At 60.7% G+C, this 24,561-nt stretch carries 23 protein-coding genes; 12 read left to right on the plus strand and 11 right to left on the minus strand.

Annotation, left to right across the window (positions count from 1 at the left end; genetic code table 11):
- Positions 1–63: 63 nt before the first annotated feature.
- The 5 genes from ABHF91_RS04695 to ABHF91_RS04715 form a co-directional block, all read right to left on the minus strand.
- On the minus strand, positions 64–780 hold the full coding sequence (locus ABHF91_RS04695) for an HNH endonuclease (protein WP_409422309.1): 717 nt from the start codon (positions 778–780) through the stop codon (positions 64–66).
- Between the two features lie 162 nt (positions 781–942).
- Positions 943–1,245, minus strand: coding sequence for a hypothetical protein (locus tag ABHF91_RS04700; RefSeq protein ID WP_409422310.1), 303 nt, complete (start codon positions 1,243–1,245; stop codon positions 943–945).
- Between the two features lie 87 nt (positions 1,246–1,332).
- A complete protein-coding gene (locus ABHF91_RS04705) occupies positions 1,333–3,357 on the minus strand; it encodes an AIPR family protein (protein WP_409422311.1) in 2,025 nt (674 codons plus the stop codon).
- A 1,697-nt stretch (positions 3,358–5,054) separates the two neighbouring features.
- Positions 5,055–5,525 (minus strand): NfeD family protein, encoded by a 471-nt coding sequence (locus ABHF91_RS04710; RefSeq protein ID WP_409422312.1) that lies wholly within the window; start codon positions 5,523–5,525, stop codon positions 5,055–5,057.
- Positions 5,522–6,442, minus strand: coding sequence for an SPFH domain-containing protein (locus ABHF91_RS04715; RefSeq protein WP_409423080.1), 921 nt, complete (start codon positions 6,440–6,442; stop codon positions 5,522–5,524). Before ABHF91_RS04715 ends, ABHF91_RS04710 begins: the two co-directional genes overlap by 4 nt.
- Before the next feature lie 305 nt (positions 6,443–6,747).
- Between ABHF91_RS04715 and cysD the strand changes: the two genes are divergently transcribed.
- From cysD to ABHF91_RS04750, 7 genes are all read left to right on the plus strand, one after another.
- Positions 6,748–7,659: a sulfate adenylyltransferase subunit CysD gene (gene cysD / locus ABHF91_RS04720; protein ID WP_409422313.1), complete on the plus strand. Its 912-nt coding sequence runs from the start codon at positions 6,748–6,750 to the stop codon at positions 7,657–7,659.
- Between the two features lie 19 nt (positions 7,660–7,678).
- Positions 7,679–9,100, plus strand: coding sequence for a sulfate adenylyltransferase subunit CysN (gene cysN, locus ABHF91_RS04725; RefSeq protein ID WP_409422314.1), 1,422 nt, complete (start codon positions 7,679–7,681; stop codon positions 9,098–9,100).
- 6 nt (positions 9,101–9,106) lie between these two features.
- Positions 9,107–10,834, plus strand: coding sequence for an SLC13 family permease (locus ABHF91_RS04730; RefSeq protein ID WP_409422315.1), 1,728 nt, complete (start codon positions 9,107–9,109; stop codon positions 10,832–10,834).
- Between the two features lie 9 nt (positions 10,835–10,843).
- Positions 10,844–11,440 (plus strand): adenylyl-sulfate kinase, encoded by a 597-nt coding sequence (gene cysC / locus ABHF91_RS04735; RefSeq protein WP_409422316.1) that lies wholly within the window; start codon positions 10,844–10,846, stop codon positions 11,438–11,440.
- Positions 11,441–11,735: 295 nt separating this feature from the next.
- Complete coding sequence (locus ABHF91_RS04740) at positions 11,736–13,130, plus strand: alkaline phosphatase (protein WP_409422317.1); 1,395 nt, start codon at positions 11,736–11,738, stop codon at positions 13,128–13,130.
- 42 nt (positions 13,131–13,172) lie between these two features.
- Positions 13,173–14,324, plus strand: coding sequence for a YibE/F family protein (locus tag ABHF91_RS04745; RefSeq protein ID WP_409422318.1), 1,152 nt, complete (start codon positions 13,173–13,175; stop codon positions 14,322–14,324).
- 358 nt (positions 14,325–14,682) lie between these two features.
- On the plus strand, positions 14,683–15,033 hold the full coding sequence (locus ABHF91_RS04750; protein ID WP_409422319.1) for a gamma-glutamylcyclotransferase: 351 nt from the start codon (positions 14,683–14,685) through the stop codon (positions 15,031–15,033).
- A gap of 84 nt (positions 15,034–15,117) precedes the next feature.
- On the opposite strand, the gene ppa is transcribed toward ABHF91_RS04750, so the two are convergent.
- A complete protein-coding gene (gene ppa, locus ABHF91_RS04755) occupies positions 15,118–15,645 on the minus strand; it encodes an inorganic diphosphatase (RefSeq protein ID WP_409422320.1) in 528 nt (175 codons plus the stop codon).
- A gap of 133 nt (positions 15,646–15,778) precedes the next feature.
- Between ppa and mpl the strand changes: the two genes are divergently transcribed.
- The 5 genes from mpl (at position 15,779) to ABHF91_RS04780 (ending at position 20,172) form a co-directional block, all read left to right on the plus strand.
- Entirely contained in the window at positions 15,779–17,158 is a 1,380-nt protein-coding gene (gene mpl, locus ABHF91_RS04760) for a UDP-N-acetylmuramate:L-alanyl-gamma-D-glutamyl-meso-diaminopimelate ligase (RefSeq protein ID WP_409422321.1), read from the plus strand.
- Positions 17,146–17,745, plus strand: coding sequence for a flavin prenyltransferase UbiX (locus ABHF91_RS04765; RefSeq protein ID WP_409422322.1), 600 nt, complete (start codon positions 17,146–17,148; stop codon positions 17,743–17,745). The genes mpl and ABHF91_RS04765 overlap by 13 nt, the downstream gene beginning before the upstream one ends.
- A 73-nt stretch (positions 17,746–17,818) precedes the next feature.
- Entirely contained in the window at positions 17,819–18,352 is a 534-nt protein-coding gene (gene hpt / locus ABHF91_RS04770; RefSeq protein WP_409422323.1) for a hypoxanthine phosphoribosyltransferase, read from the plus strand.
- Between the two features lie 135 nt (positions 18,353–18,487).
- Positions 18,488–19,405, plus strand: a complete 918-nt coding sequence (locus tag ABHF91_RS04775) for an ABC transporter ATP-binding protein (protein WP_409422324.1) — start codon at positions 18,488–18,490, stop codon at positions 19,403–19,405.
- On the plus strand, positions 19,402–20,172 hold the full coding sequence (locus tag ABHF91_RS04780) for an ABC transporter permease (RefSeq protein ID WP_409422325.1): 771 nt from the start codon (positions 19,402–19,404) through the stop codon (positions 20,170–20,172). Before ABHF91_RS04775 ends, ABHF91_RS04780 begins: the two co-directional genes overlap by 4 nt.
- Before the next feature lie 436 nt (positions 20,173–20,608).
- On the opposite strand, the gene ABHF91_RS04785 is transcribed toward ABHF91_RS04780, so the two are convergent.
- From ABHF91_RS04785 to mtnN, 5 genes are all read right to left on the minus strand, one after another.
- The gene (locus ABHF91_RS04785) at positions 20,609–21,175 is read right to left on the minus strand and encodes a DUF4157 domain-containing protein (protein WP_409422326.1); all 567 of its coding nucleotides are present in this window, start codon (positions 21,173–21,175) and stop codon (positions 20,609–20,611) included.
- 77 nt (positions 21,176–21,252) lie between these two features.
- Positions 21,253–21,873: a trimeric intracellular cation channel family protein gene (locus tag ABHF91_RS04790; protein WP_409422327.1), complete on the minus strand. Its 621-nt coding sequence runs from the start codon at positions 21,871–21,873 to the stop codon at positions 21,253–21,255.
- A gap of 86 nt (positions 21,874–21,959) precedes the next feature.
- Complete coding sequence (locus ABHF91_RS04795) at positions 21,960–22,778, minus strand: cobalamin-binding protein (protein ID WP_409422328.1); 819 nt, start codon at positions 22,776–22,778, stop codon at positions 21,960–21,962.
- The gene (locus ABHF91_RS04800; protein ID WP_409422329.1) at positions 22,753–23,721 is read right to left on the minus strand and encodes a cobalamin biosynthesis protein; all 969 of its coding nucleotides are present in this window, start codon (positions 23,719–23,721) and stop codon (positions 22,753–22,755) included. The genes ABHF91_RS04795 and ABHF91_RS04800 overlap by 26 nt, the downstream gene beginning before the upstream one ends.
- The gene (gene mtnN, locus ABHF91_RS04805; RefSeq protein WP_409422330.1) at positions 23,718–24,419 is read right to left on the minus strand and encodes a 5'-methylthioadenosine/S-adenosylhomocysteine nucleosidase; all 702 of its coding nucleotides are present in this window, start codon (positions 24,417–24,419) and stop codon (positions 23,718–23,720) included. The genes ABHF91_RS04800 and mtnN overlap by 4 nt, the downstream gene beginning before the upstream one ends.
- Between the last annotated feature and the right edge of the window lie 142 nt (positions 24,420–24,561).

A 24,561-nucleotide genomic window follows, 5' to 3' on the forward strand; every position in this document is an offset into this window, starting at 1 on the left:
CTAATCGCACCTACGGGCTACATGATCTATAAAGTGCGATTAATAATATACCGCCGAGCGACTTCAAGATTTTTTTATGATATCCTTTAAATCATTAACTGATATCCACGGCGCTTTTCTATGAATTATACGATGACAGTTTGCACATAAAAGGCTTAAGTCTTCAGGTGTCATCTGAGTTTCATCCGATAGCGATGATATAGGAATATTATGATGGCACTCTATATATCCAAGTCCCCTTTCACCATAAGTTGCATAAAAATCGAATCCACAAACCTCACATGACAACTTACCCTGCGAATCAAACACCTTTTGTTTTTTATATCTAACAAGAGTTTCTTCGCGTTCTTTTGTTTTGTGAAGAACCAGCTTGGATTTACCTTCAAGAAATGTCGTTTCATTTGCAGAGTCTATTGGTAACTCTATGGTGCTACTCACTGAGCAGGGTTTATCGTATAAAGTCTTCACCCCATTCACCCAAACACCTGAAATCAATAGTTCAGTGCTTCCTTTAGGTTGGCGATAAATGTATCCATTATATTTATAGTTTTCACCAAGACACCAATATCGCCCATTTTCCCAAGAGAACAAGTGCACATGTCTCGCACCATTATTTGTCCTGTTGTAACAATAGTCTGATGGTAATATTGATGTCTCATTTGTTTTTGTCATCCCATTTTCACGGTCATACTCCCAAATTCTATTCTTTATATCACTAACTGTGAGCAAGCTGTCTTCTATATCTTTAAATAGATGTTTGAATTTTTCAATGATATTCATAAGCTCATGTGAGTCATGTTATATTAATGTGGTAAATGGCTGTCGGATGGATTGGTGAGACGAAACTTATATTTATGAACATCTCGATGTGAGTTTGATGGTGTTTATCTTTTTCATACGAGCGATTACGCTGCGCTAATCGCACCTACGGGCTAAGAATTCTTATAATGCGCCTTCATTCTTAGCCCTTTTAATAAGGGTTGATATCCATGTGTTATTCGTCTCAGTGAGGCATTCTTCAATTGGCCAATGCGGTGCGGTTTCAACTAAGTGCAAAATCGACCAAGCAATGCCAAAACATTCATCCACACCTAAAATTGAAACGAGTGCCTTGGCTTCATCATCAGAGAGAGGAGCATCAATCAAGCTGATAGCTAATTCAATAGATTCGAGATCTTCAATGTTGGCAACTCCCTCTGCTGGAAGAACACCTTTTGATACAAGTTTTTTAATTTCTTCCCGCATATTTTAATGTTAGCTATAACGCCCGCATTTGCGGCTGGTTTGGAGCACAGCGGAAAACCAGTCCGACAACATGCGTTTGTTAGGCATTTAGCTGTCCAGCAGTTCAAGAGTGTTTGGATCAACTCTTTCTGGGTCAAAAATGATGACATTACCTTCACCATCATATACGACACCATCAACCTGTTTATTTCTAATGCCCTCATCAATAAGCATCTGCACTGATTGAAAGTACTCTTTATTAGAACAGCCTAGCGCCTTAGTAATTTTTCTATGAACTCCCGGCTTCCAGGGCTGAGGTGGAAGAAGGCTATCAACTTTCCGGGCAAACTCTAAATCAACAATCAATTTTTCTGCTCTATAACGGTGTACTGTAGCGGGGCCTGAAGCATTAAAATTATTAGCCTTTTCCACACGAGCAACATCGGAAATTGAGAATTCTACAGCTGCTTCTTGGCACAGCTCAACATAGTAACTTTTATTCTTGAGGTTTTTGTATATTATATCTTCCGAGCGCCTTAGATATATAAAGTCCCATGTTGCCTTCACCTCTTCATATGTATATGTTTCGATATCTAATTTTGATAACTCCACCACAGAGAAATCATAGCTGCCTAAAAGCTTTGATACTGTAATAAAGCTCACTACTTGTCTCCAGCGCTTAAGAAACCTCTCTCCCCCTGAGCCTCGATTAGGACGGGAGTCCTCTAGCACAAGATCTGTTTTTTTAAGTACTGCGGCTATCACTGGATACACTGACAATGGTATCTTTTCTGAAAAGACAGTATTGTAAGCCTCATCAGAGCGCATGAAGCGAGATCTCAAATTTGATGCTTTTTGTGGTGACTTCAAGACAAGACTTACATAGCCTGAAGCAATATATAAAGGAGTTACAACTTTTGCCGAAGGGTTTCCAATATTATTATGGAAATTCTTTCTTCTTTCGTAAAAATAATCTGATCTTTCGAAAATGTCTTCTATATCTCTTTGTATTTTATCTGTTGCATGCAATGAAGCCATCTCAACATCCGTTTGGTTGTTTGTGGCGCGGATTATTGAGTCTCGTACATCATCGTTTTGAGAAACAATCACCTTAATTAGAACGGATCTATTTTTCTTGTCTTTCCCTCCGGCTTCAAAATATCTAAATATTGATTCCGTTGTTTGCAATCCATTAACAATCTGAATGTCTTCTAATTTAATACAGTCACCCACGAGACTTGCCGAAGTTGCAAGTATCGTTACTCCATTATTTAAGCACCAAAAATCAGGAGACTCATCATCCTCAAGTGTATTCTTTATATCTTCATTAACTCTGTTTAGACCCATGAAGTCACGAACGTTTGAGTCAAAAAGATATCTTCTTAAGCTTCCCTCGTCTGATACAAAACCATAATAATCAGCTAGATTTGCTAGTAACACGTAACGCTCACCACTAGACAAAACTTCAGTGAATGGAAGTTCGAGGCTAAAATTTGGTGTCTTTCGGTGGAGATTTACTAATTCAGTGGAACCGATAAAGTTGAACTCAACCTTGCAGGCTCCAAAAGCGTCTTTTGTTATGTTAATCAGTTGATCTGACCTAGACGCGATTGCCCCCCCTATCTGCGCTGTATCACCTCTAGAAGCATAAACGTATTGGATGTTGAAACCACTTAATCTGGGGGAGAGCTTTCTATACGCGTATTTTAAGTTTTCCCTGAGCTTTATCACTTCATCGGAATAATCCCCCTTAAAATGATCTGCAGCTATGCTCAAGTCGAACAACTCAGACAAGCTTGCGACCATATTATCTAATGGGGCTTGTTTAAAAGTATCGTGATGCTTACAAGTTATAACCCATATCTCTAGCAATGCCCCTGACTTAGGCCATGAAAATGACTCTACATCCGTGAGGAGGTGGCCATTTACAAAAATAAAGAAGCCATCGATCCCACCGTCATTTCGACCATCTATAGATCCGTAAGCTATTTCTTCACCGGATAGATCATAGCTCTTAAGAATTTGCTCGAAGGCAAGATATTCAAATGCTTCGTCCCGCCTATTTGATGGAGTGTTGTTTTCTATTCGATCATCAATTATTCCATCAAGTAGCAATGCATCATTCTTTGCCATATTTCGTCCTTTGATCTGATCTTGGTGCCGAACAATTTATTCTGCGGCGATTTGCCACCTATCTTCGGGCTGCTAGGCCGCCTAGTTCCATTTAGCAAATTTCATCTGTTATGCAAGCCATTGTGTGGACAGTGAAAATTTCGCCCATATTTTTGTATCAGTGGATAGGCGGCAAATCGGCCGCCTATCCTGCAGTGGGACCGGATCCTGTTCTTCTTGATCATTGATACAGCGGTTTCCCGACGGGTTTGGGCTGGGTCTCTGACCCGGCGCAGACGCTACCGCCCCTGGGTTCCAGCCCCCACGCTGCTGCTTGCACCACATCCTTGTGAGTCCCTATCCTAACCGGCCTTTACCTGTTTTGACACTCGGGTAGGTCACATTTGGCAATCTGTCAACGTGGCTGGCTGGGGGCAATGTTGGGCTTCGCGGATGCTCAGCACCAACCTACGGGTGAAGACCGTTCCGCCTTGGCGGCTTGGGCGTTTTGCCAACCCACCGCTTGGCGGGGCGGGCAAAGGGGGACTGGCCTCCCCCTTTGCAATCCCTGGCCTCGCGACCCACGACCGGGAAAGCCCCTCGCTCCTAAGCGTGTTGTCCATGACCGGTATCGACGGGCCTTCCTGGCCCGGCGATACCTCTCGCCGCATCCCTGCGGCTCATTCATTCCCCCACGCTTTCGCTCGGCCCGGTCGAGGGTCGCCACAATCGGTGGTAGTCGTTGCTTTGGGCGTCGTCATCCGGCGCAATACGCTTTGCTATTGCGCCCTACGGCAGTTTGGCGGGTGAGTTAAACGTTGGGCTTCGCTTGTGCTCAGCACCAACCTACGGGTCTGTGGCTTCGCTGGATCTGGCTAACGGGAGCCGTCTCCCCTCTGTCTGGCCGAGGTGGCAGCGGGGGATAGGCGACGAGGCAGGAGGCCGAGTCAGCCATCACCATGTTGGGGCCAAACCGAGATGGGACGGGATTGAGTATCCCGGCCCGGTTTGGCGCGAGGGCAGGGATAGCCCGAGCGGAATGCGGAGCCAGGGATGGCGCAGCGGACGTCGATGACGTTCCCCAAGCCTGGCGTGGACGACGAGGGAAGCCGCAGGCCCGGACAGCGGGGAGTGACCGGGGTTAAGGGGCGGTGGCATGACCGCCCCTTGGCGCCCCCGCGCCAGCGGAGTAAAGAAAGGCTCGCTGCGCGATCAGGGCGCAACGGGCAGAGCGGCTGTGGATGATTAGACCACTACATCATGGATAGAGCCCAAAGTTAGCCATCCCCCTCCCAACCTCCCCCTTGGTAAGGGGGAGGGGCGATTGCCCTACCTGGCCCGGGGGTAGCCAAAGCGACCTGGCACGCCCCCGTGCAAGCGGAGAAGGTAAAGGCACCATTGCTGACAAAGGGCGGAACGGGCAGAGCGGCTCTGGATGGTTAGACCACTACAAGTGATATTCATGGATCGAGCCTGAGGCAAGCCATCCCCCACCCGACCTCCCCCTTGGTAAGGGGGAGGAGCGATTGCCTTACCTGGCCCGGGCTGGGGGCCAACGGGCTAGCTCAGCTTGTCCAGGCAGGGGTGGGGAGCCCAGGCACCAGCCCAATTTGGCATGCCAGTGGTCGCGCCAGCGGCAGGGCGTCGCGGCCCAGGTGCCGCCAGCGGCCAAAACAAAGGGCGGCCTCAGCCGCCCTATCAACCCCAAGGGATAACCGCTACTGCGGGCCATCCCCCGCCACGGGTTCCACGGTCAAACAGATGGAGTCCGCCGCCACTACTTTGACCAGGACGCCGGCGGCCAGGGCCTGTTCGCAGCGCACCGGCCAGACGGTGTCGTCGAGCTTGATGCGGCTGCTGCCGTTCTCCACCGCTTGCAGCAGGCGGGTCTGGCGGCCCAGATAGCGGCTCATGCGCTGATTGAGGGTGCGCTGGCTGTCTTCCTCGCTGTCCTTACCGTGCTGGATGCGCCACCAGGCAAAGGTGGTGAGGCTGGCGGCGACGGCAAACAGCAGCCACTGGGCCGTGGTGCCCATCGGCACCACCCAGCTGATAAGGCCAACGAGCAGCGCCGCGAGGCCCGTCCACAGCAGCAGGCCGGCGGTGCCCAATAGCTCCAGCACCAGCAGCAGGCAGCCCAGGATCAACCAGTGCCAGTGGCTCCAGCCGTGCAGCAGCTCGCTCATCATGCGCGCTTATCCTTGAGGTCCTTGAACAGCTCGCCGATGCCGGCCACCGAGCCGATGATCTGGCTGGCTTCCAGGGGCATCATGATGAGCTTGCTGTTGGGGCTGTCACCGATGCGGGTCAGGGCTTCGGTGTACTTTTGCGCCACGAAGTACTGGATGGCCTGGGCGTTGCCGCCGGCGATGGCGTCGGACACCATCTGGGTGGCCTTGGCTTCGGCCTCGGCCTGGCGCTCCCGCGCCTCGGAGGCCAGGAAGGCGGCCTGCCGTTCCCCTTCGGCCTTCAGGATCTGGGACTGCTTCTCCCCCTCGGCCTTCAGGATCTTGGACTGACGTATGCCTTCGGCCTCCAGGATCTCGGCGCGCTTCTGCCGCTCGGCCTTCATCTGGGCGTTCATGGAGGAGACCAGATCGGCGGGGGGCCGCACGTCCTTGATCTCGATGCGGGTCACCTTGACCCCCCAGGGGTTGGTGGCGGCGTCCACCGTGGCCAGCAGCTTCTCGTTGATGGCATCCCGCTGGGAGAGCATCTGATCCAGCTCCATGGCCCCCAGCACGGTACGGATGTTGGTCATGGTGAGGTTCTTGATGGAGAGCATCAGATCCGTCACCTCATAGGCGGCCTGGTGGGCCTCGATCACCTGGACGAAGCTCACCGCATCTATGGTGACGTTGGCGTTATCCCGGGAAATCACCTCCTGGGGCGGGATATCCAGCACCTGCTCCATCATGTTGATGCGCCGGCCGATGCGATCCACGAAGGGGATCAGGATATTGAGGCCGGGGCGCAGGGTACGGGTGTAGCGGCCGAAGCGTTCCACCGTCCAGTTGAAGCCCTGGGGCACCACCTTGATGGCGCCCTTCAGGGTTATCACCACCAAAAAGACGAAGATCGCCAACACCACTGTACTGGGGTTGATAGGCAACATGCACTGGCTCCTGTAATGGTTTCAATTAGATACGACCGGCATCTTACGCCAGGGATAGACTCAGCTCCAGTGTAGGGCAGGAAAATCGCGGGTGGGATCAAGCCAGGCCTGCGGCGGGAGATCCACCGGTTCTAATAGCTCTTCGTTATAAAAAGTTCGTTTTTATTATTTTATGCCGGATTTGGCGCCGCCTATAGTCGCTGCTAACAAGTGGCGCCGGTGGGCGTTCCCCTATGCAAGGCAACCAGTTCAAGGCGACAAGCGGTGTCGGCAGACGCCGGCCTGAGGAGTAGGCAGTGATTGATAAGGCTAGATTGACTCATTTGAAGCAGCTCGAGGCAGAGAGCATCCACATCATCCGGGAAGTGGCGGCGGAGTTTGAAAACCCCGTGATGCTCTACTCCATCGGCAAGGACTCCTCCGTGATGCTGCACCTGGCCCTCAAGGCCTTCTATCCGGGAACCCTGCCGTTTCCGCTGCTGCACGTGGACACCAACTGGAAGTTCAAGGAGATGATCGCCTTTCGCGATTACACCGCCAAGAAGTACGGCCTGAACCTGCTGGTGCACAAGAACCCCGACGGGCTGGCCATGAACATCAGCCCCTTCGTCCACGGCAGTGCCAAGCACACCGACATCATGAAGACCCAGGGCCTCAAGCAGGCGCTGAACCAGTACGGCTTCGACGCTGCCTTCGGCGGTGCCCGCCGTGACGAGGAGAAGTCCCGGGCCAAGGAGCGGGTCTACTCCTTCCGCGACAAGAACCACGCCTGGGATCCCAAGAACCAGCGCCCCGAGCTGTGGCGCCTGTACAACGGTCAGGTGAACAAGGGCGAGAGCATCCGCGTCTTCCCCCTGTCCAACTGGACCGAGCTGGACATCTGGCAATACATCTACCTGGAAAACATCGAGCTGGTCCCCCTCTATTTCGCCAAGCCCCGCCCCGTGGTGGAGCGCGACGGCGTCAAGATCATGGTGGATGACGAGCGTATGCCCCTGGCCGAGGGCGAGGTGCCGCAACAGGAGTGGGTGCGCTTCCGTACCCTGGGTTGTTACCCCCTGACCGGCGCCATCGACTCCCACGCCACCACGCTGCCGGAGATCATCGAGGAGATGCTGGTCTCCACCACCTCCGAGCGGCAGGGGCGGGTCATCGACAACGACAGCGCCGGCTCCATGGAGCTGAAGAAACGCCAGGGTTATTTCTAAGGATTAGGGGACAGACAAGATGAACAGCATTATCGCCGACGAAATCAAGCAAAGCGGCAGCATCGAGGCCTATCTGGAACAGCAGCAGCACAAGAGCCTGCTGCGCCTGCTGACCTGCGGCAGCGTGGACGACGGCAAGAGCACCCTGATCGGCCGCCTGCTGCACGACTCCCGCCAGGTGTATGAAGATCAGTTGAAGACCCTGCAATCCGACAGCCAGAAGGTGGGCACCACAGGCGAGAAGCTGGACTTCGCCCTGCTGGTGGACGGCCTGCAGGCGGAGCGCGAGCAGGGCATCACCATAGACGTGGCCTACCGCTACTTCTCCACCGCCAAGCGCAAGTTCATCATCGCCGACACCCCGGGCCATGAGCAGTACACCCGCAACATGGCCACCGGCGCCTCCACCTGCGAGCTGGCCATCATTCTGATCGATGCCCGTAAAGGGGTGCTGGAGCAGACCCGGCGTCACAGCTTCATCGCCAGCCTGCTGGGGATCCGCCAGTTCGTGGTGGCCATCAACAAGATGGATCTGGTGGGCTTCGATCAGGGGATCTTCGAGCGTATCCAGGCCGATTACCTGGAGTTCGCCCGCCTGCTGCCCCCCACCAACATCAAGCTGGTGCCGCTCTCCGCCATCGATGGTGACAACCTGGTGACCAAGAGCGCCAATACCCCCTGGTACCAGGGTGAGCCCTTACTCACCCTGCTGGAAAACGCCGAGGTCGGTGAGCACAAGGATCACCTGCCGCTGCGCCTGCCGGTGCAGCTCGTCAGCCGCCCCAACCTGGACTTTCGCGGTTACATGGGCACCCTGGCGGCCGGCACCGTGCGCCCCGGCGACACCGTCACAGCGCTGCCGTCCGGCAAGCAGAGTGTGGTGGAGCGCATCGTCACCTTCGATGGCGATCTGGACGAGGCGGTGGCGGGGCAGGCCGTGACTCTCACTCTGAAGGATGAGATCGACATCAGCCGGGGTGACCTGCTGGTGGCGGCCAATGCCCCCACCCAGGTGGCTCGCCGCCTGCTGGCCAACCTGGTGTGGATGACCGAAAGCCCGCTGCAGCCCGGTCGCCAGTACGACATCAAGCTGGCCACCAAGAAGACCCAGGGCCAGGTGGAACTTATCCGTCACCGCATCGACGTCAACACCCTGGCTAAGCACGATGCCAGCGAGCTGGCCTTGAACGAAATCGGCCTGGTGGAGTTGGCGCTCACTAACGCCGTGGCGGTGGATCCCTATACCGACGTGCGGGATACCGGCAGCTTTATCGTCATCGACCGCCTGACCAATGTGACCATAGGTGCCGGCATGGTGGTGGAAGCCCTGGGGGATACCCAGGCGCCCAAGGCCCAGTACAGCGACTACGAGCTGGAATTGAACGCCTGGGTGCGCAAGCACTTCCCCCACTGGCAGGCCATCGACATCAGCAAGGAGTAAGCCGTTATGACCTGGCAGCAGTTGCTGGTGTTGGGTCTGCTGGTTAGCCTCATCGTCTTGCTCGTACAGGGCAAGGTGCGCCCCGCCATGCTCTTTAGCGGGGCCGTGCTGGTGACTTACCTGGCAGGCTTGGCCGATATCGAAGAGGTGGTCAGCGGCTACACCAACAGCGCCCTGCTGACCCTGGTGCTCTTGCTGCTGGTGTCGGTGGCGGTGGAGAAGACCCGCATCATGAGCTGGTTCGCCGGCCTGATGGGGCGAGGCTCCTTCAATCTGGTGCTGGTGAAGCTGTGGTTCTCCACCGCCATCCTCTCCGCCCTCGTCAACAACACCGCCGTGGTGGCCTCCATGTTGGGGGCCATCAAGCGCAATCCCCATCACAGCGCCAGCCGCCTGCTGCTGCCCATGTGCTTTGCCGCCACCTTCGGCGGTGTGCTGACCCTGATCGGCACCTCCACCAACCTGATCGTCAACAGCTTCCTGGAGAAGCTGGGAGTGCCGCCCTTAGGCATGTTCGACTTCTTCATGGTGGGGGCGGGTACATTGCTCACCGGCCTCATCGCCGTGCTGCTGTTCGCCCGCCACCTGCCGGAAGAGGAGAAGCGGGAGGAAATTCAGGACACCGCCTATTTTCTGGAGGCCAAGGTGCCGGCGGGCTCGCCCATGATCGGCCGCTCGGTGAAGGACAACGGCCTGCGGGCCCTCAAGAGCCTGTTTCTGGCGGAGATCATCCGCGGTGATCAGGTGATCTGCCCGGTGGAACCCAGCCAGGAGCTGCACCAGGGGGACGTGCTGCTGTTTGCCGGCGACGTGGAGAGCGTGGGCCTGCTGCAGGAGATGAAGGGGCTGGATCTGTACGGCGAGCATCGCCTGAAGGGCCAGCACCTGGTGGAGGTGATCGTGAGCCCGGGTTCCAACCTGGTGGGCAGCACCATCAAGGAGGCCCAGTTCCGCCATCAGTTCGATGCCGTGGTGCTGGCGGTGCGCCGTGGCAACAGCCGGCTCACCGGTGGCCTGGGCAAGATAGAGCTGCGGGGTGGCGACACCCTGTTGCTGGCGCCGGGTCATGGCTTCGCCCACAAGAAGTCCCTGTCCCGGGAGTTTGTGGTGGTGAGCGGCCTGGAGGCCTCCACCAGGCTGGACGGACGGCGCAGCGCCGCCGTGGTGGCGGGCTTCTTAGGCGTGCTGGCCCTGTCGGTGCTGGGCTGGGTGCCCCTGTTCAAGGGCTTGCTGATCATGCTGGTGGGGCTGCTGCTCTCCGGTATTCTGACCCTGGCGGAGCTGCGTCGCCGCTTCCCGCTGGAGATCTGGCTGGTGGTGGGCGGGGCCCTGGCCCTGTCGGATCAGCTGCAGGCCACCGGCTTGGCCCAGGCCCTGGTGAGCTTCCTGCAGGCGCACTTCAACGGCGCCAGCCCCTGGCTGGCCTTCGTCACCGTCTACCTGTTCACCCTGGTGCTCACCGAGCTGATGAGCAACAATGCCGCCGCGGCCCTGGCGTTTCCGCTGGCCTATCAGCTGTCGTTGAGCCTGGGTGTGGCCAGCATGCCCTTTATTCTGGCGGTACTGTTTGGCGCCAGCGCCAGCTTCATACTGCCCTATGGCTACCAGACCAACCTGATGGTGTTTGCCGCCGGCAACTATCGGATGAAGAGTTACCTGACCCTGGCCCTGCCGATCTCCCTGGCCTATTCGTTGGGGGTGTTGGTGATGGTGCCCTGGCTGTTCCCGTTTTAAGGAGTGCACGTGAATAACATCGTCTGGCATAGCCACCACATCGACCAAGCGGCCCGCGCCGCCCAGAAGGGCCACAAGCCGGCCCTGCTCTGGTTCACCGGCCTCTCCGGCTCCGGCAAGTCCACCCTGGCGGGCGCCCTGGAGGCGGCCCTGGTGGCGCGGGGCATCCACACCTATCTGCTGGATGGCGACAACGTGCGCCACGGCCTGTGCTCGGATCTGGGCTTCACCCCAAGCGATCGCCAGGAGAACCTGCGGCGCATCGGCGAGGTGGCCAAGCTGATGGTGGATGCGGGCCTCGTGGTGCTGGCGGCGTTTGTTTCGCCCTACCGGGCCGAGCGGCAGGCCATCCGCGAGCGCTTCGCCGAGGGGGAGTTTATCGAGGTGTTTGTGGACGTCCCCCTGGCCGAGTGCGAGGCGCGGGATCCCAAGGGGCTCTACCAGAAGGCGCGGGCCGGCGAAATCAAGCACTTCACCGGCATTGACGACCCTTACGAGGCGCCGGCGGCCGCCGAGGTGCATCTGCAGAATCACGGCGTGGACATCAATACCGGCGTCGAGCAGCTGCTGGCCCAGCTCCAGGCCTGTGGCCTGCTGCCGCAGTAAGGGCTGCAGGCCCAAGACGATGAGTTAAGGCGCCGTTGGCGCCTTAACTGCATCAAGGGAAGGGAAATACCGTTCCTCCCCCTTACCAAGGGGGAGGTTAGGTGGGGGATGGCCTGCCCCAGACAGGCCTTCATGCGTATTGCTGAATGGCATGGGCAGACGGTCCGTTTGATCTGGATCAGCTTCGGCTGGCGCTGACATCTTTTGTTCATCATTTTGTCAGGCATTGGTCATTTGGGGAGCCTAGGTTGGCTCCCCATCACGCCAAAGACCTTACAAAAAGAAGGAGTTAAAGATGTCCCTGCGCTACCGCTTATTGGTCGGCTCCCTGCTGCTGGCCACCGGCGCCGTCCAGGCCGCCCCCAAGTACGTGTTCTACTTCATCGGTGACGGCATGGGGTCCTCCCAGCGCCAGGTGGCCGAGTACTACCTGCAGCAACAGAAGCAGGATCCCAGCCTGCGGCTGGCCATGGACAGCCTGCCCATCGCCGGCATCACCACCACCCACTCCGCCAACAGCCTGGTGACCGACTCCGCCGCCGCCGGCACCGCCCTGGCCGCCGGGGTCAAGACCGACAACGGCGTGGTGGGCCAGCTGCCGGATGGCACGCCGGTCACCACCCTGCTGGAGCAGGCCCGGGATCACGGCATGAAGACCGGCATGATCACCAGCACCCGCCTGACCCACGCCACCCCCGCCGCCTTCTTCTCCAAGAACCCGGATCGGGATGACGAGAACGGCATCGCCACCGATTACCTCAAGGCGAACATCGACTACGTGGCCGGTGGTGGCTATCGCCACTTCGTGCCCAAGGGCGGCGCCTTGAAGAGCAAGCGCGAGGACGCCCGGGATCTGGTGCAGGAGCTCAAGGGGGAAGGCTACACCACCTTCGTCGGTGAGCAGGCCTCCGCCGACTTCCTGCACTACAGCCCCAAGGCCGGTGACAAGCTGTTTGCCGCCTTCAGTGCCTCCCACCTGCCTTACGAGCTGGATCGCGGCAACGCCACCCCCAGCCTGGCGCAGCTGGTGGGCAAGGGCATCGAGGCCCTGTACCAGCCCAAGCAGGACAAGGGCTTCTTCATGGTGGTGGAGGGCGGGCGCATCGACCACGCCGGCCACGCCCATGATGTGACCGGCAACATAGACGACACCCTGGCGCTGGACTCGGCCATTCAGCAGGCCCTGGCCTTCTACCGGCAACACCCCAAGGAGACCCTGCTGGTGGTGGCGGCGGACCACGAGACCGGCGGCATGGGGCTGGGCTTTGGCAAGAACTACTTCCTGAAGCTTGACCAGCTGGCCGGCGTCAAGAAGAGCATCGAGGACGAGACCCAGAAGGTCTACACCGGGGATCGCACCGCCTTCTACCAGTGGCTGACCCAGGACTATGGCCTGAGCCATCTGACCGACGCCGAGAAGCAGCAGATCGACAAGGCGCTGGACGTGGCGGACAGCCTCAAGGGCGCCGAGTCCGGGGCCGACTGGGGGGGCTATGATCCCGCCGCCATCGCCGTGGCTCACGTGATCTCCGAGCGGGCCAACATCTACTGGACCACCTATGCCCACACCGGCGTCCAGGTGCCCCTCTCCGCCATCGGCGAGGATGCCGCGCGCTTTGGCGGCTTTAAGGACAATACCGAGGTGGCCAAGACCATGGCCCAGGTGCTGAACTTCAAGATCGGTGCCTGATGGAGGGGGCCGGCCCTGGGTGGCCGGCGCCGGGAGAGTCTTATGTCCAAGAGTGTGATCTTGCTGGCCGCCTTGATGGCGGCCTTGTTGTGTTGGCGCCTGACCCTGGCCCCTCAGGACCCGTCCGGCAGCCAGCAGGTGCGGGCCCAGGTGGTGGCAGTGGACGATGGTCATCTGTTTACCCAGGGCCAGGCGCGGCTGGGCAGCCAGAAGCTGACCCTGGTCATCGACTCGGGGGCGCTGGCTGGTCAGCCGGTGGCCGGGGTGATCAACCGCTTCAGCGGCAGCATGGAGTACGACGAGTACTATGCCGTGGGGGATGGGGTCTGGCTGGCGGTGCGTTCCACGGGCGCCGGCCAGCTGCAGGGACAGATCGTCGCCCGGGATCGCCTAGCGCCCCTGGCCGGCCTGTTTGGCCTGTTTGCCCTGGGGCTGCTGCTGTACGCCGGTCGGGTGGGGCTGCGGGCCCTCATCTCCTTTGTCGGCAGCGTGGTGATCCTCTGGCAGGGGCTGATCCCGCAGCTGCTGGCCGGCGACCATCTGCTGCTGTGGAGTGGCGTCTGGGTGCTGGCCCTGGTGCTGCTCATCCTGGTGTCGGTGGCGGGCTTCAGCCGCAAGACCCTGGCGGCCCTGCTGGGTACCCTGTGTGGCCTGCTGCTCACGGCGTTGCTGGGCTGGTGGGCCATGCAGGCGTTGCACCTGGACGGCATGACCCAGACCCTGGCCCAGCCGCTGTTCTTCGAGACCGGCATGCGGCTGGATCTGCGCCAGATCTATTGCGTGGCCATCATACTCGGGGCCAGCGGCGCCGCCATGGACGTGGCCATGGAGATGGCGGCCACCCTGGAGGAGCTGCACCTGCATAGACCGGATCTGGGGGTGGCGGCCCTGCTGCGCAGCGGCTTCAAGGTGGGCAATGCGGTGATCGGCACCATGACCACCACACTGCTGCTGGCCTATTCGGGGGGCTTTCTGACCCTGATGCTGATGTTCTGGCAGCGGGACACCAGCCTGATGCAGATCCTGAATCTCAAGCTAGTCTCCGCCGAGCTGGCCCGCATCCTGGTGGGCAGCATCAGCCTGGTGCTGGTGGCGCCCCTGACCGCCTGGATCGCGGCCCTCTGCTATTGTGGCGTCAAAGGGTTTCAAACGAGTGATGGGTCACTGCCCACGGAGGAGATCAGGCCCTCCTAATATCGGGTTTTTGTGAGGTGTGGCGGGGCAGAATCTGGTTAGCTCGGCAGTTGTTGTGATAATGTTAACCAGGTTGCTGTCTTGTTTTGGGATGCCGTCATGAAGAGAGCCACGCCTCGGCCCATCAAGTGGGGCCTGCTGTTCACCTACCTCGTCATTCTGGCCCTGCTGGCCGTCTATCTCTATCACTGAGTCTCTCCCGGCCTCGCCGGGCGAACTCGATTTTCCCGAAGTCAGCCGGATCCGCCCTTTGCCACACTTTCCCCACAGATCGGCACAATTGTCCTTATCTCCGTGAGATGACTCCCTATACTAGAAGCCAAGAGGCGAGAGCAGGCACGAGCACAGGGGAGTGGTTATGGCATTGGTTTGGGTTTATGGCACCCTGCGGCGGGGCGAAGGCAACCACGGTCTGTTGGCGGATTGCGCCTATCTGGGGCAGTGGTGGAGCCCGCCCTGCTTCTACCTGCTGGATCTGGGGGAGTACCCCGGGGTGATCAGCGGGCAGCAGGCGGTGCTGGGGGAGATCTATGTGGTGGATGAGCCCACCCTGAACCAGCTGGATCGCCTGGAGGAGGTGCCGGATGAATACGACCATGGCCGCCTGCGCACCCCCTGGGGCGAGGCCCTCTACTACCACTATCGCGGCCCCACCCGGGGGCTGGCGGCCATCGCCTCGGGGGATTGGCGGGCCCGCTACGTCTGCTAATCCCGGTAGCGACAACCATCAGATACAAAAAAGCCGACCCTAAGGTCGGCTTTTTGCGGGGGGCTTGCCCCGGTTACGTCGGGCTTAGCCCTGGTAACGGGCGGCAGAGGCCAGGATTTCGGCTTCGGCTTCGGCCTTGTCACCCCAACCGTCTACCTTCACCCACTTGCCGACTTCCAGCTCCTTGTAGCGCTCGAAGAAGTGCTGGATCTGGCCCTTGAGCAGCTCAGGCAGGTCGTTCACGTCCTGGATGTGGTCGTACAGCTTGGTCAGCTTGGAGTGGGGCACGGCCACTACCTTGGCGTCCTGACCGGATTCGTCGGTCATCTTCAGCACGCCCACCGGACGGCAGCGGATCACGGCGCCCGGTACCAGGGGGTAGGGGGTGGGCACCAGCACGTCCACCGGATCCCCGTCCAGGGACAGGGTGCCGTTCACATAGCCGTAGTTGCAGGGGTAGAACATGGGAGTGGCCATGAAGCGGTCAACGAAGATGGCACCGGAGTCCTTGTCCACTTCATACTTGATGGGGTCGGCGTTTTGGGGGATCTCGATGACCACATAGATGTCTTCGGGCAGGCTCTTGCCGGACGGCACATTGTTCAGGCTCATGGCGGTTCCTTGAAAGAAAAAAAGGGATAAATCGAGCCCGTATTATAGCCACCGGCGACCAAATGGCTACACTGCTGCCCAAACGAAGGGCGGATTGATAAACTGCCCGGGACTATTTGTAAGAGGATGCGGTATGCACATTCATATTCTGGGGATCTGTGGCACCTTCATGGGTGGCATTGCGGTGCTGGCCAAGCAGCTGGGCCACAGGGTCACCGGCTCCGATGCCAACGTCTACCCCCCCATGAGTACCCAGCTGCTGGAGCAGGGCATCGAGCTTATCGAGGGCTATGATCCCGCCCAGCTGGATCCCGCGCCGGACATGGTGGTGATCGGCAACGCCATGAGCCGTGGCAACCCCTGTGTGGAATATGTGCTGGACCGCAACCTGCCCTATACCTCGGGTCCCGAGTGGCTGCGGGATCAGGTGCTGGCATCCCGCTGGGTGCTGGGGGTGGCCGGCACCCACGGCAAGACCAGCACCGCCAGCATGCTGGCCTGGATCCTGGAAGACAACGGCATGCAGCCGGGCTTTCTCATCGGCGGGGTGCCGGGCAACTTCCCGGTGTCCGCCCGCCTGGGGGAGTCGCCCTTCTTCGTCATCGAGGCCGATGAGTACGACAGCGCCTTCTTCGACAAGCGCTCCAAGTTTGTCCACTACCGGCCGCGCACCCTGATCCTCAACAACCTGGAGTACGACCATGCGGACATCTTCCCTGATCTGGCGGCCATCCAGCGGCAGTTCCACCACCTGATCCGCACCGTGCCCGGCACAGGCCGCCTGCTGATGGCCGCCGACGACGTGGCCCTGGCGGAGGTGCAGCGCATGGGTTGCTGGAGCGAGCTGGAGAAGGTGGACGGCGACGAGGCGCCCTGGCAGGCCCAACTGCTGAGCGACGACGGCGCCGCCTTCAGCGTCCTGCTGGATGGGCAAATCATAGGTGAGGTGCACTGGCCGGTCATCGGTCGCCACAACGTGCACAACGGCCTGATGGCCATCGCCGCCGCCCGCCATGCGGGCATCCAACCCGCCGCCGCCATCGCCTCATTGGCGCGTTTCGTGCTGCCTCGCCGGCGCATGGAGCTCAAGGGGGTGGTGAACGGCATCAGCGTCTATGACGACTTCGCCCACCATCCCACCGCCATTGCCACCACCATCGCCGGCCTGCGGGCCAAGGTGGGGGCGGCCCGCATCCTGGCGGTGCTGGAGCCACGCTCCAACACCATGAAGCTGGGGGTGCATCAGGCTGAGCTGGCCAACGCCCTGGTGCAGGCGGATCTGGGTTATCTCTCCACCTCGCCGAACCTGGGCTGGGATATTCATCAGGTGGCCGCCACTGCGCCCTTGCCCTGCAGCGTGCATCTGGACATCGATCAGCTGGTGGAGACCCTGGCCCAGGAGGCCAAGCCGGGGGATCACATACTGCTGATGAGCAACGGCGGTTTCGGCGGCATCCACGACAAGTTGCTGGCCCGCTTGGCCCAGCTGGAGACCCAGGCGTGCGACGCCTGACCCTGGCCATCACAGGGGCTTCCGGGGCCCCCTATGCCCTGCGCCTACTGGCCTGCCTGCTGCAGGCCGGGGTGCAGGTGCATCTGCTGCTGTCGGACGCCGCCCGGGTGGTGCTGGCCACCGAGGTGGGGGAGACCTGGCCCACCGAGCCCGCTGCCTGCCGGGACTATCTGGTGCAGCGGTTTGGTTGCGCGCCGGAACTGCTGCAACTGCCCGGCCGCCACGACTGGTTCTCGCCGGTGGCCTCCGGCTCGGCGGCCCCCAAGCAGATGGTGGTACTGCCCTGCTCCATGGGCACCCTGTCCGCCATCGCCCACGGCACCTCGGACAACCTGATTGAGCGGGCGGCGGATGTGGTGATCAAGGAGCGGGGCCAACTAATCCTGGTGCCGCGTGAGACGCCTTACTCCAGCCTGCATCTGGAGAACATGCTCAAGCTCAGCCGGCTGGGGGTGACCATACTGCCGGCCTCGCCGGGCTTCTACCACCAGCCCGCTGCGGTGCAGGATCTGGTGGACTTCGTGGTGGCGCGGCTGCTGGATCACCTGGAGTTGCCCCAGGACCTCATGGCCCCCTGGGGGCAATAGATCGCGGGGGCGGGCTTTGTGGTAGACTCGCCGCCAGTTTGAAGCTGAATGCCCACTGGGGCAGGAGAGAGACATGAAACACAGAGTCGATGTGATGATCCCCGAGGAGCAGGTGCAGGCGCGCATCGCCGAGATGGGCCGGGAGATCAACGAGCGGTATCGGGACAGCCAGGAGCTGGTGATGGTGGGGCTGCTGCGGGGCTCCTGCGTCTTCTTGTCGGATCTGTGCCGTCATGTCACCAGCACGGACGTCTGCCTGGATTTCATGACCGCCTCCAGCTACGGCAGCAGCATGACCAGCAGCCGCGAGGTGCGGATCATCAAGGACCTGGATGACGAGATCAAGGGCAAGGACGTGCTGATCGTCGAGGACATCATCGACACCGGCCACACCCTGAGCAAGGTGCGGGAGATCATGCGGTTGCGGGAGCCCAAGTCCCTGGCCATCTGCACCCTGCTGGACAAGCCGTCCCGCCGCGAGGTGGAAGTGCCGGTGGATTGGGTGGGCTTCGCCATCCCCGACGAGTTCGTGGTAGGGGTGGGCATCGACTATGCCCAGCGCTATCGCAACCTGCGCTACATCGCCAAGGTGGTGCCGCTGGAGTAAGTCCGCCGCGCAGAAAGTGGATTGTTCGAAAAGGTGGCCTAAAGCCACCTTTTTTTTGCCATTTTTTTGTGAGCCGGGCTGGCTATAATGCGGTTCGGTTTTCGCCGCCAGCGGCGGCAGGCAAGACGAGGCAGTATGCAGGCACTCACTATCACGGGATTGCGCAAGACCTATCGCGGCGGCGTCGAGGCCCTGAAGGGCATCGATCTTTCGGTGCAGCAGGGGGACTTCTACGCCCTGCTGGGCCCCAACGGCGCCGGCAAGTCCACCACCATCGGCATCATCAGCTCCCTGGTGAACAAGAGCGCCGGCCAGGTGTCGGTGTTTGGCTACGATCTGGACCGGCAGCTGGAGCAGGCCAAGGCCCAGATCGGCCTGGTGCCCCAGGAGTTCAACTTCAGCCAGTTCGAGAAGGTGCGGCAGATCGTCATCAATCAGGCGGGCTTCTACGGCGTGCCGCGCAAGGAAGCCGAGGTGCGGGCCGAACATTACCTCAAGGCGCTGGATCTGTGGGACAAGCGGGAGGCCCAGGCCCGCACCCTGTCCGGTGGCATGAAGCGCCGGCTGATGATAGCCCGGGCCCTGATGCACGAGCCCAGGCTGCTGATCCTGGATGAGCCCACCGCCGGGGTGGATATCGAGATCCGCCGCTCCATGTGGACCTTCCTGCGGGAGCTCAATGCCAAGGGGGTCACCATCATACTCACCACCCACTACCTGGAAGAGGCGGAGATGCTGTGCCGCAACATCGGCATCATCGACAAGGGGCGCATCATAGAGAACACCAGCATGGCGGCCCTGCTGGGCAAGCTGCGGGTGGAGACCTTCGTGCTGGATCTGGACTGTCCCGCCGCCGGCCTGCAGCTGACCGGCTATGCCAGCCAGCCGGTGCACAGCCACAGCCTGGCGGTACAGGTGGAGAAACAGCAGGGACTCAATCCGCTGTTCGAGCAGCTGACCGCCCAGGGGGCCAAGGTGCTGAGCCTGCGCAACAAGGCCAACCGGCTCGAGGAGCTGTTCGTGCAACTGGTGGAGGAGGGGCGTCGCCAATGAACCAGATCTACTGGATCGCCTTCAAGAGCATGCTGGTCAAGGAGATCAGCCGCTTCATGCGCATCTGGGTGCAGACCCTGGTGCCGCCGGCCATCACCATGAGCCTCTACTTCATCATCTTCGGCAACCTGATCGGCAGCCGGATCGGCCAGATGCACGGCTTCAGCTACATGGAGTTCATCGTGCCGGGGCTCATCATGATGTCGGTGATCACCAACTCCTACGCCAATGTGGCCTCCTCCTTCTACAGCGCCAAGTTCCAGCACTTCATCGAGGAGATGCTGGTGGCACCTGTGCCCAACTATGTGATCATCGCCGGCTACGTGGCCGGCGGCGTGGTGCGCGGCCTGTGTGTGGGGGCCATAGTCACCGCCGTCTCCCTGTTCTTCGTGCCCTTGCAGGTGCATGATCCGGTGAGCCTGGTGTTGACCCTGCTGCTCACCGCCACCCTGTTCTCCCTGGCGGGGCTGCTCAACGCCATCTTCGCCAAGAGCTTCGATGACATCAGCCTGATCCCCACCTTCGTGCTGACCCCCCTCACCTACCTGGGGGGGGTCTTCTACAGCATCAGCCTGTTGCCGCCCTTCTGGCAGGGGGCCTCCCAGCTCAACCCCATCCTCTACATGGTGAACACCTTCCGCTATGGCTTCCTGGGGGTATCGGATGTGTCGCTCTGGCTGGCCTATGGCCTGATCGCCGGCTGCATCCTGGTGCTCTATGCCCTGGTGTGGTTCCTGATCCAGCGGGGTATAGGCCTGCGCAGCTGAGGATGGCTGGGGGAAAGCGACGGGCCTGCGGGCCCGTTTTTTATTGGGCGCAAAGCGGATGGGGCGAAAAGCAGGCAAAAAAAAGACCCTCTCGGGTCGTCTTGGCTACAGCAGATAGGGTGTTGCAGTGGGCCCTGATCGGGCAATGTCTCTGGACAATGATGACTAACTGTTGTGTGGCGCCGTACCTTAGCGGTACAGGTCCTTTTGCACGCGGCTCTTGAAGAACAGGTTGCTAACGGCAGCCAGGGCAAGCAGGTCGTAGTTGTACATGATGAACTCCTTGGTTGAGGTTTTTGTTTGTGGCCCCTTTCGTTTGACCACGGTCTCACTTTAGCAAAAAGCGTGAGCCATGCAACAAAAAAATGAAACTAAATTACCCTAATTATCTGAAAATGGTTTCTTAATGGCGCTGATTGGGGGTTGATTCTGTAATTTAATTACAAAAAGATGAAGGCGCAGGGTCCAAACGATGACAGAGGCGGCGCGCCAGCGCCTCGGCCTCCTGCTCCAGCGGATGCTGGCCATAGCCATGCTGCAACAGGGCCTGGAGATAGCGGCGGGTAAAGGTCTTCGGCCCCAGTCGCTCGTACTGGGCCACGTGCACCAGTTCGTGGGCCAGGATGGCGGGATCCCCCCAGGCATCGGGTTGCAGCACTATGCCGTAACCCAGGGTGAAGCCCCACAACAGCTCGGGGGCCAGACCCTGCCTGGCCAGGGTGCGGCGCAGGGGCAGGGGATAGGCCCTGGGCAGGTGCTGACTCCACAGCAGGCGGACCCGCTCCGGGTAACGCACTCCCATCTGACGGGCCAGCTGACGCTGGGACGTGGACAGGGGCTGACCCAGCCGGCGCAGGCGCCAGCCCTGATGGTGGGCATAGTACAGGGCCTGGGCGAGGAGGGACGGTTGTCCGGGGGGCGTGGGCAGCGGGCGGCGACGGGGCGGGGGCTGAATCCTGTCCGAGGCGGGCGAGGCGTGCTGAAGCAGGCGCTGATAGGGCATGGGGTTCTCCCGTCGAATTTGCCAAGAGGGTGACAACTTTGTCCCCTCCCTGCAACCGGCGGGGGCTTGGGGTGTGACTAGAGGCTAAAGCTGGGCAAGGAGAGATGGCGGAAGATGGCGGTGATGCGCAACGCCAGCAGGCCACCCATGGAGATCAGCATGGCCGGTACCGTGCCCAGTCCCAGGGTCAGACTGCCGGTGTAGAGGATGCCGCCGACGATGCAGGCGGTGGCGTAGATCTCCTTTTGCAACACCAGCGGCACCTCTCGGGCCAGCACATCCCGGATCATGCCACCGGCCACCCCTGTGATGACCCCCATCACCACCGCCACCATGCTGGAGGTGCCAAAGCTCAGGGCCTTCTGGGCGCCGATCACCACAAACAGGGCCAGCCCCAGGGCGTCCGCCAGGGGCAGGGTGTACCAGGGCAGGCGTTTGGGCAGCCGGGTCAACAACATGCCCAGGCCGGCGGTGCCCAGGATCACCCACAGGTAGGTGGTGTTCTGGATCCAGAAGGGACGGGCGCCGATCAGCAGGTCCCGTATGGTGCCGCCGCCGATGGCGGTCACCGCCGCCAGTACGATGACGCCGATGGCGTCCATTCGCAGACGGCCGGCCATCAGCACGCCGGAGAGGGCGAAGATGGCGGTGCCGAAAAGATCCAGGCCGTAGATCAGGTGTTCGATCAGGTTGTTCATGGTGCGTCGTACCAGTACCAAAGTGGCGCGATTGTAAGAGCTGTGTTGCCCCGGTGCCAGAGGCCGGCAGAAAAATAGCCGCCGGTCTATTCGGGCTGGCGGGCCCGGTCGATCACCTGGCACAGCTCGCTGATGCCGTCCAGGGTCCTGGGGGTCAGGCGCTGCAGCCGATCCGGGTTGATGTGTACCAGCTGGCCGTGGCGCACCGCCGCCAGGTTGGGCCACGCCTGCCAGATGGCGAGTTGCTGCGGGTCCTGGGGGGTCAGGATCAGGGCGGGATCGGCCTGCAACACCGCCTCCTGGCTGATCTGCGGGTAGGGGGTCGGGCTGGTGGCGAAGGGGTTGTCACCGCCACAGACCTCGATGGCCTCCTGGATCCAGCTTCCCTTGGCCACCGTGGTCAGGGGCGGGGTCCAGAGCTGGAACAGCAGCCGCAGCGGGGCCTTACGCTGGTATTGTTGGCGCAAGGCGGCCAACCGCTGGGCCAGCTGCTCGGCCAGGGGGTCGGCGGTGGCCGCATGGCCGGTGGCCTGGCCCAGCTGCCGCAGGTTGGCCGGCAGATCGGTCAGCTGCTGGGAATGCACCGTCAACAGCGGGATCCCCAGAGCCTGCAGCTGGGCAACCAGGCGTTCGCTGCCGCTGGCCCACAGCACCACGAGATCCGGCTTGAGGGCCAGCAGGCGCTCCAGATTGATGCTCTGGTAATTGGCCACCTTGGGCAGCCGGCGGGCCTCGGCCGGCCAATCGCTGGCCTCATCCACCGCCACCAGCTGGGGACCGGCACCGATGGCAAACAGCTGCTCGGTGAGGTGGGGGGTCAGGCTGACGATGCGCGCAGGCGCGGCCCGCAGCGGCAGGCCAGGCAGCAGGAGCAGTAGGCTAAAAAGCGCTGCGGTGATGCGCATAGAAATAGAGGGCGTTAAAGCCCACCAGCAACAGGATTAGACTCCAGGCCGCCAGGGTCAGGCGGCGACGCAACCGGCCTATGTCCTGCGGGCCCGGTTCCCCCCGACCGCCCAGCCGGGCGTGGCGCACCTTCTGGCCGGCGTAGAAGCGCGGCCCGCCCAGCTGCAGGTTGAGGCCGGCCCCCAGGGCCGCCAGCAGGGCACCGCTGCCGAAGGCGGGCCAGTGGCGCGCCTGTTTCCACAGGGCCTGGGCCGCCGCGCCGCCGCCGGGGAACAGCAGCTGCCACCAGGCCAGCAGCACGCCGGGCACACTCAGCAGGACGCGGTAGAGACGGGCGCTGAATTCGCCAAACAGGCGGTTCTGCGGCCGCTTGGGGCTGAAGGCCTGGCTCATCAGCTGCAGCAGGCGAAACGCCAGGGCACCGGGCAGGCCCAGCAGCAGATACCAGATGGCCACGCCAAACCATTGGCCCAGCAGGCGCAGGGCCACCATCTCGGCGGCGGCCTTGCAGGCACCCATCTGGCTGAGGTTGCTGGTTTCTCGCTGACACCAGCGGCCCAGCTGCAGCCGGGCCATGGAGAGCTTGCCGGCCTTGAGCAACTGGGTCAGCGCCAGCTGCTCCCCCTTGATGGGACGGGACTCCAGCAGCCACACCAGCACCAGCAGCTCCAGCGCCGGTTCATACACCGCCAGGTTGCTCAGGGACCAGTAGGCCAGCAGGGCCGGCAGCAGTATCACCAGGGGGGTCAGCAGGCCGGCGATCTGCTGCTGGGCCGCGGCCCGCCCCTTGGGGTTGACCTTGCGGGCCAGACGCGCCAGCCAGGGCTCCAGGGCCGATGGGCGCCAGCTTACCGGGATGGGCAGCCACCATTCCAGCAGCATGGCCAGCAGCAACAGGCTTAAGGGTTGCTCCAGGGCTTCCCAGAACAGGCTCTCGTTCATGCGGCCAGCCGTTTGAGCATGGCCAGCACCATGGCGGAGGAGTGGCGGGAGGCGGTCTCCAGGTAGGCATCGAAGGATTCAGGCGATTCCTTGCCGGCGATGTCGGACAGGGAGCGGGTCACCACGAAGGGCACGGCAAACTGGTGACAGACCTGGGCGATGGCGGCGCCTTCCATCTCCACCGCGGCCATCTGCGGGAAGTCGGCCCGGGCCTTGGCGATCCGGGCCGGATCGCACATGAACTGATCGCCGGTACACACCAGCCCCAGCTTGCACTGGATGCCGTCGGCCAGATCGGCCACCGCCTGTTGCGCCACCGCGATGAGGCCGGCGTCGCAGACGAAGGCGGCGGGCAGCCGCGGCACCTGGCCCATCTCATAGCCGAAGGCGGTGACGTCCACGTCGTGATGGCGGACCTCGCTGGAGATCACCACATCGCCGATGTGCAGCTCGGGATCGAAGCCGCCGGCGGAGCCGGTGTTGATGACGCAGTCGGGGGCGAAGCGTTCCAGCAGCAAGGTGGTGGCCACCGCCGCCGCCACCTTGCCGATGCCGGAGCGGGTCAGCACCACGTCCTGGCCCGCCAGGGTGCCGGAATAGAATTCGCAACCGGCCAGTTGCAGGGTTTCCAGGTTGCTCATCTGTTCGCGCAGCAGGGTCACTTCCTGCTCCATGGCGCCGATTATGCCGACTCTCATAGGGATCTCTTCATCTATATAGGAAACGAGGGTCGCAATCATAGCATTGCTGCCAGGGGGACTCTAAGCCCCAGCGCGGGGAATGCAGTGATGCTGACCATGGGATTCAAAAGGGCTTGGTTGGGGTGGCCGTCGACTACAG

The sequence above is a fragment of the Pseudaeromonas aegiceratis genome (assembly GCF_046254905.1).
In the GTDB taxonomy this organism is placed as follows: Bacteria; Pseudomonadota; Gammaproteobacteria; order Enterobacterales; family Aeromonadaceae; genus Pseudaeromonas; species Pseudaeromonas aegiceratis.

Coding starts and splice junctions, on each gene's coding strand:
- ABHF91_RS04795 (WP_409422328.1), bottom strand. CDS start 22,778: ATGCGCATCACCGCAGCGCTTTTTAGCCTACTGCTCCTGCTGCCTGGC.
- ABHF91_RS04700 (WP_409422310.1), bottom strand. CDS start 1,245: ATGCGGGAAGAAATTAAAAAACTTGTATCAAAAGGTGTTCTTCCAGCA.
- ABHF91_RS04785 (WP_409422326.1), bottom strand. CDS start 21,175: ATGCCCTATCAGCGCCTGCTTCAGCACGCCTCGCCCGCCTCGGACAGG.
- ABHF91_RS04740 (WP_409422317.1), top strand. CDS start 11,736: ATGTCCCTGCGCTACCGCTTATTGGTCGGCTCCCTGCTGCTGGCCACC.
- ABHF91_RS04775 (WP_409422324.1), top strand. CDS start 18,488: ATGCAGGCACTCACTATCACGGGATTGCGCAAGACCTATCGCGGCGGC.
- mtnN (WP_409422330.1), bottom strand. CDS start 24,419: ATGAGAGTCGGCATAATCGGCGCCATGGAGCAGGAAGTGACCCTGCTG.
- ABHF91_RS04780 (WP_409422325.1), top strand. CDS start 19,402: ATGAACCAGATCTACTGGATCGCCTTCAAGAGCATGCTGGTCAAGGAG.
- ABHF91_RS04705 (WP_409422311.1), bottom strand. CDS start 3,357: ATGGCAAAGAATGATGCATTGCTACTTGATGGAATAATTGATGATCGA.
- ppa (WP_409422320.1), bottom strand. CDS start 15,645: ATGAGCCTGAACAATGTGCCGTCCGGCAAGAGCCTGCCCGAAGACATC.
- ABHF91_RS04695 (WP_409422309.1), bottom strand. CDS start 780: ATGAATATCATTGAAAAATTCAAACATCTATTTAAAGATATAGAAGAC.
- hpt (WP_409422323.1), top strand. CDS start 17,819: ATGAAACACAGAGTCGATGTGATGATCCCCGAGGAGCAGGTGCAGGCG.
- ABHF91_RS04730 (WP_409422315.1), top strand. CDS start 9,107: ATGACCTGGCAGCAGTTGCTGGTGTTGGGTCTGCTGGTTAGCCTCATC.
- ABHF91_RS04790 (WP_409422327.1), bottom strand. CDS start 21,873: ATGAACAACCTGATCGAACACCTGATCTACGGCCTGGATCTTTTCGGC.
- ABHF91_RS04800 (WP_409422329.1), bottom strand. CDS start 23,721: ATGAACGAGAGCCTGTTCTGGGAAGCCCTGGAGCAACCCTTAAGCCTG.
- ABHF91_RS04745 (WP_409422318.1), top strand. CDS start 13,173: ATGTCCAAGAGTGTGATCTTGCTGGCCGCCTTGATGGCGGCCTTGTTG.
- ABHF91_RS04710 (WP_409422312.1), bottom strand. CDS start 5,525: ATGATGAGCGAGCTGCTGCACGGCTGGAGCCACTGGCACTGGTTGATC.
- ABHF91_RS04750 (WP_409422319.1), top strand. CDS start 14,683: ATGGCATTGGTTTGGGTTTATGGCACCCTGCGGCGGGGCGAAGGCAAC.
- mpl (WP_409422321.1), top strand. CDS start 15,779: ATGCACATTCATATTCTGGGGATCTGTGGCACCTTCATGGGTGGCATT.
- cysN (WP_409422314.1), top strand. CDS start 7,679: ATGAACAGCATTATCGCCGACGAAATCAAGCAAAGCGGCAGCATCGAG.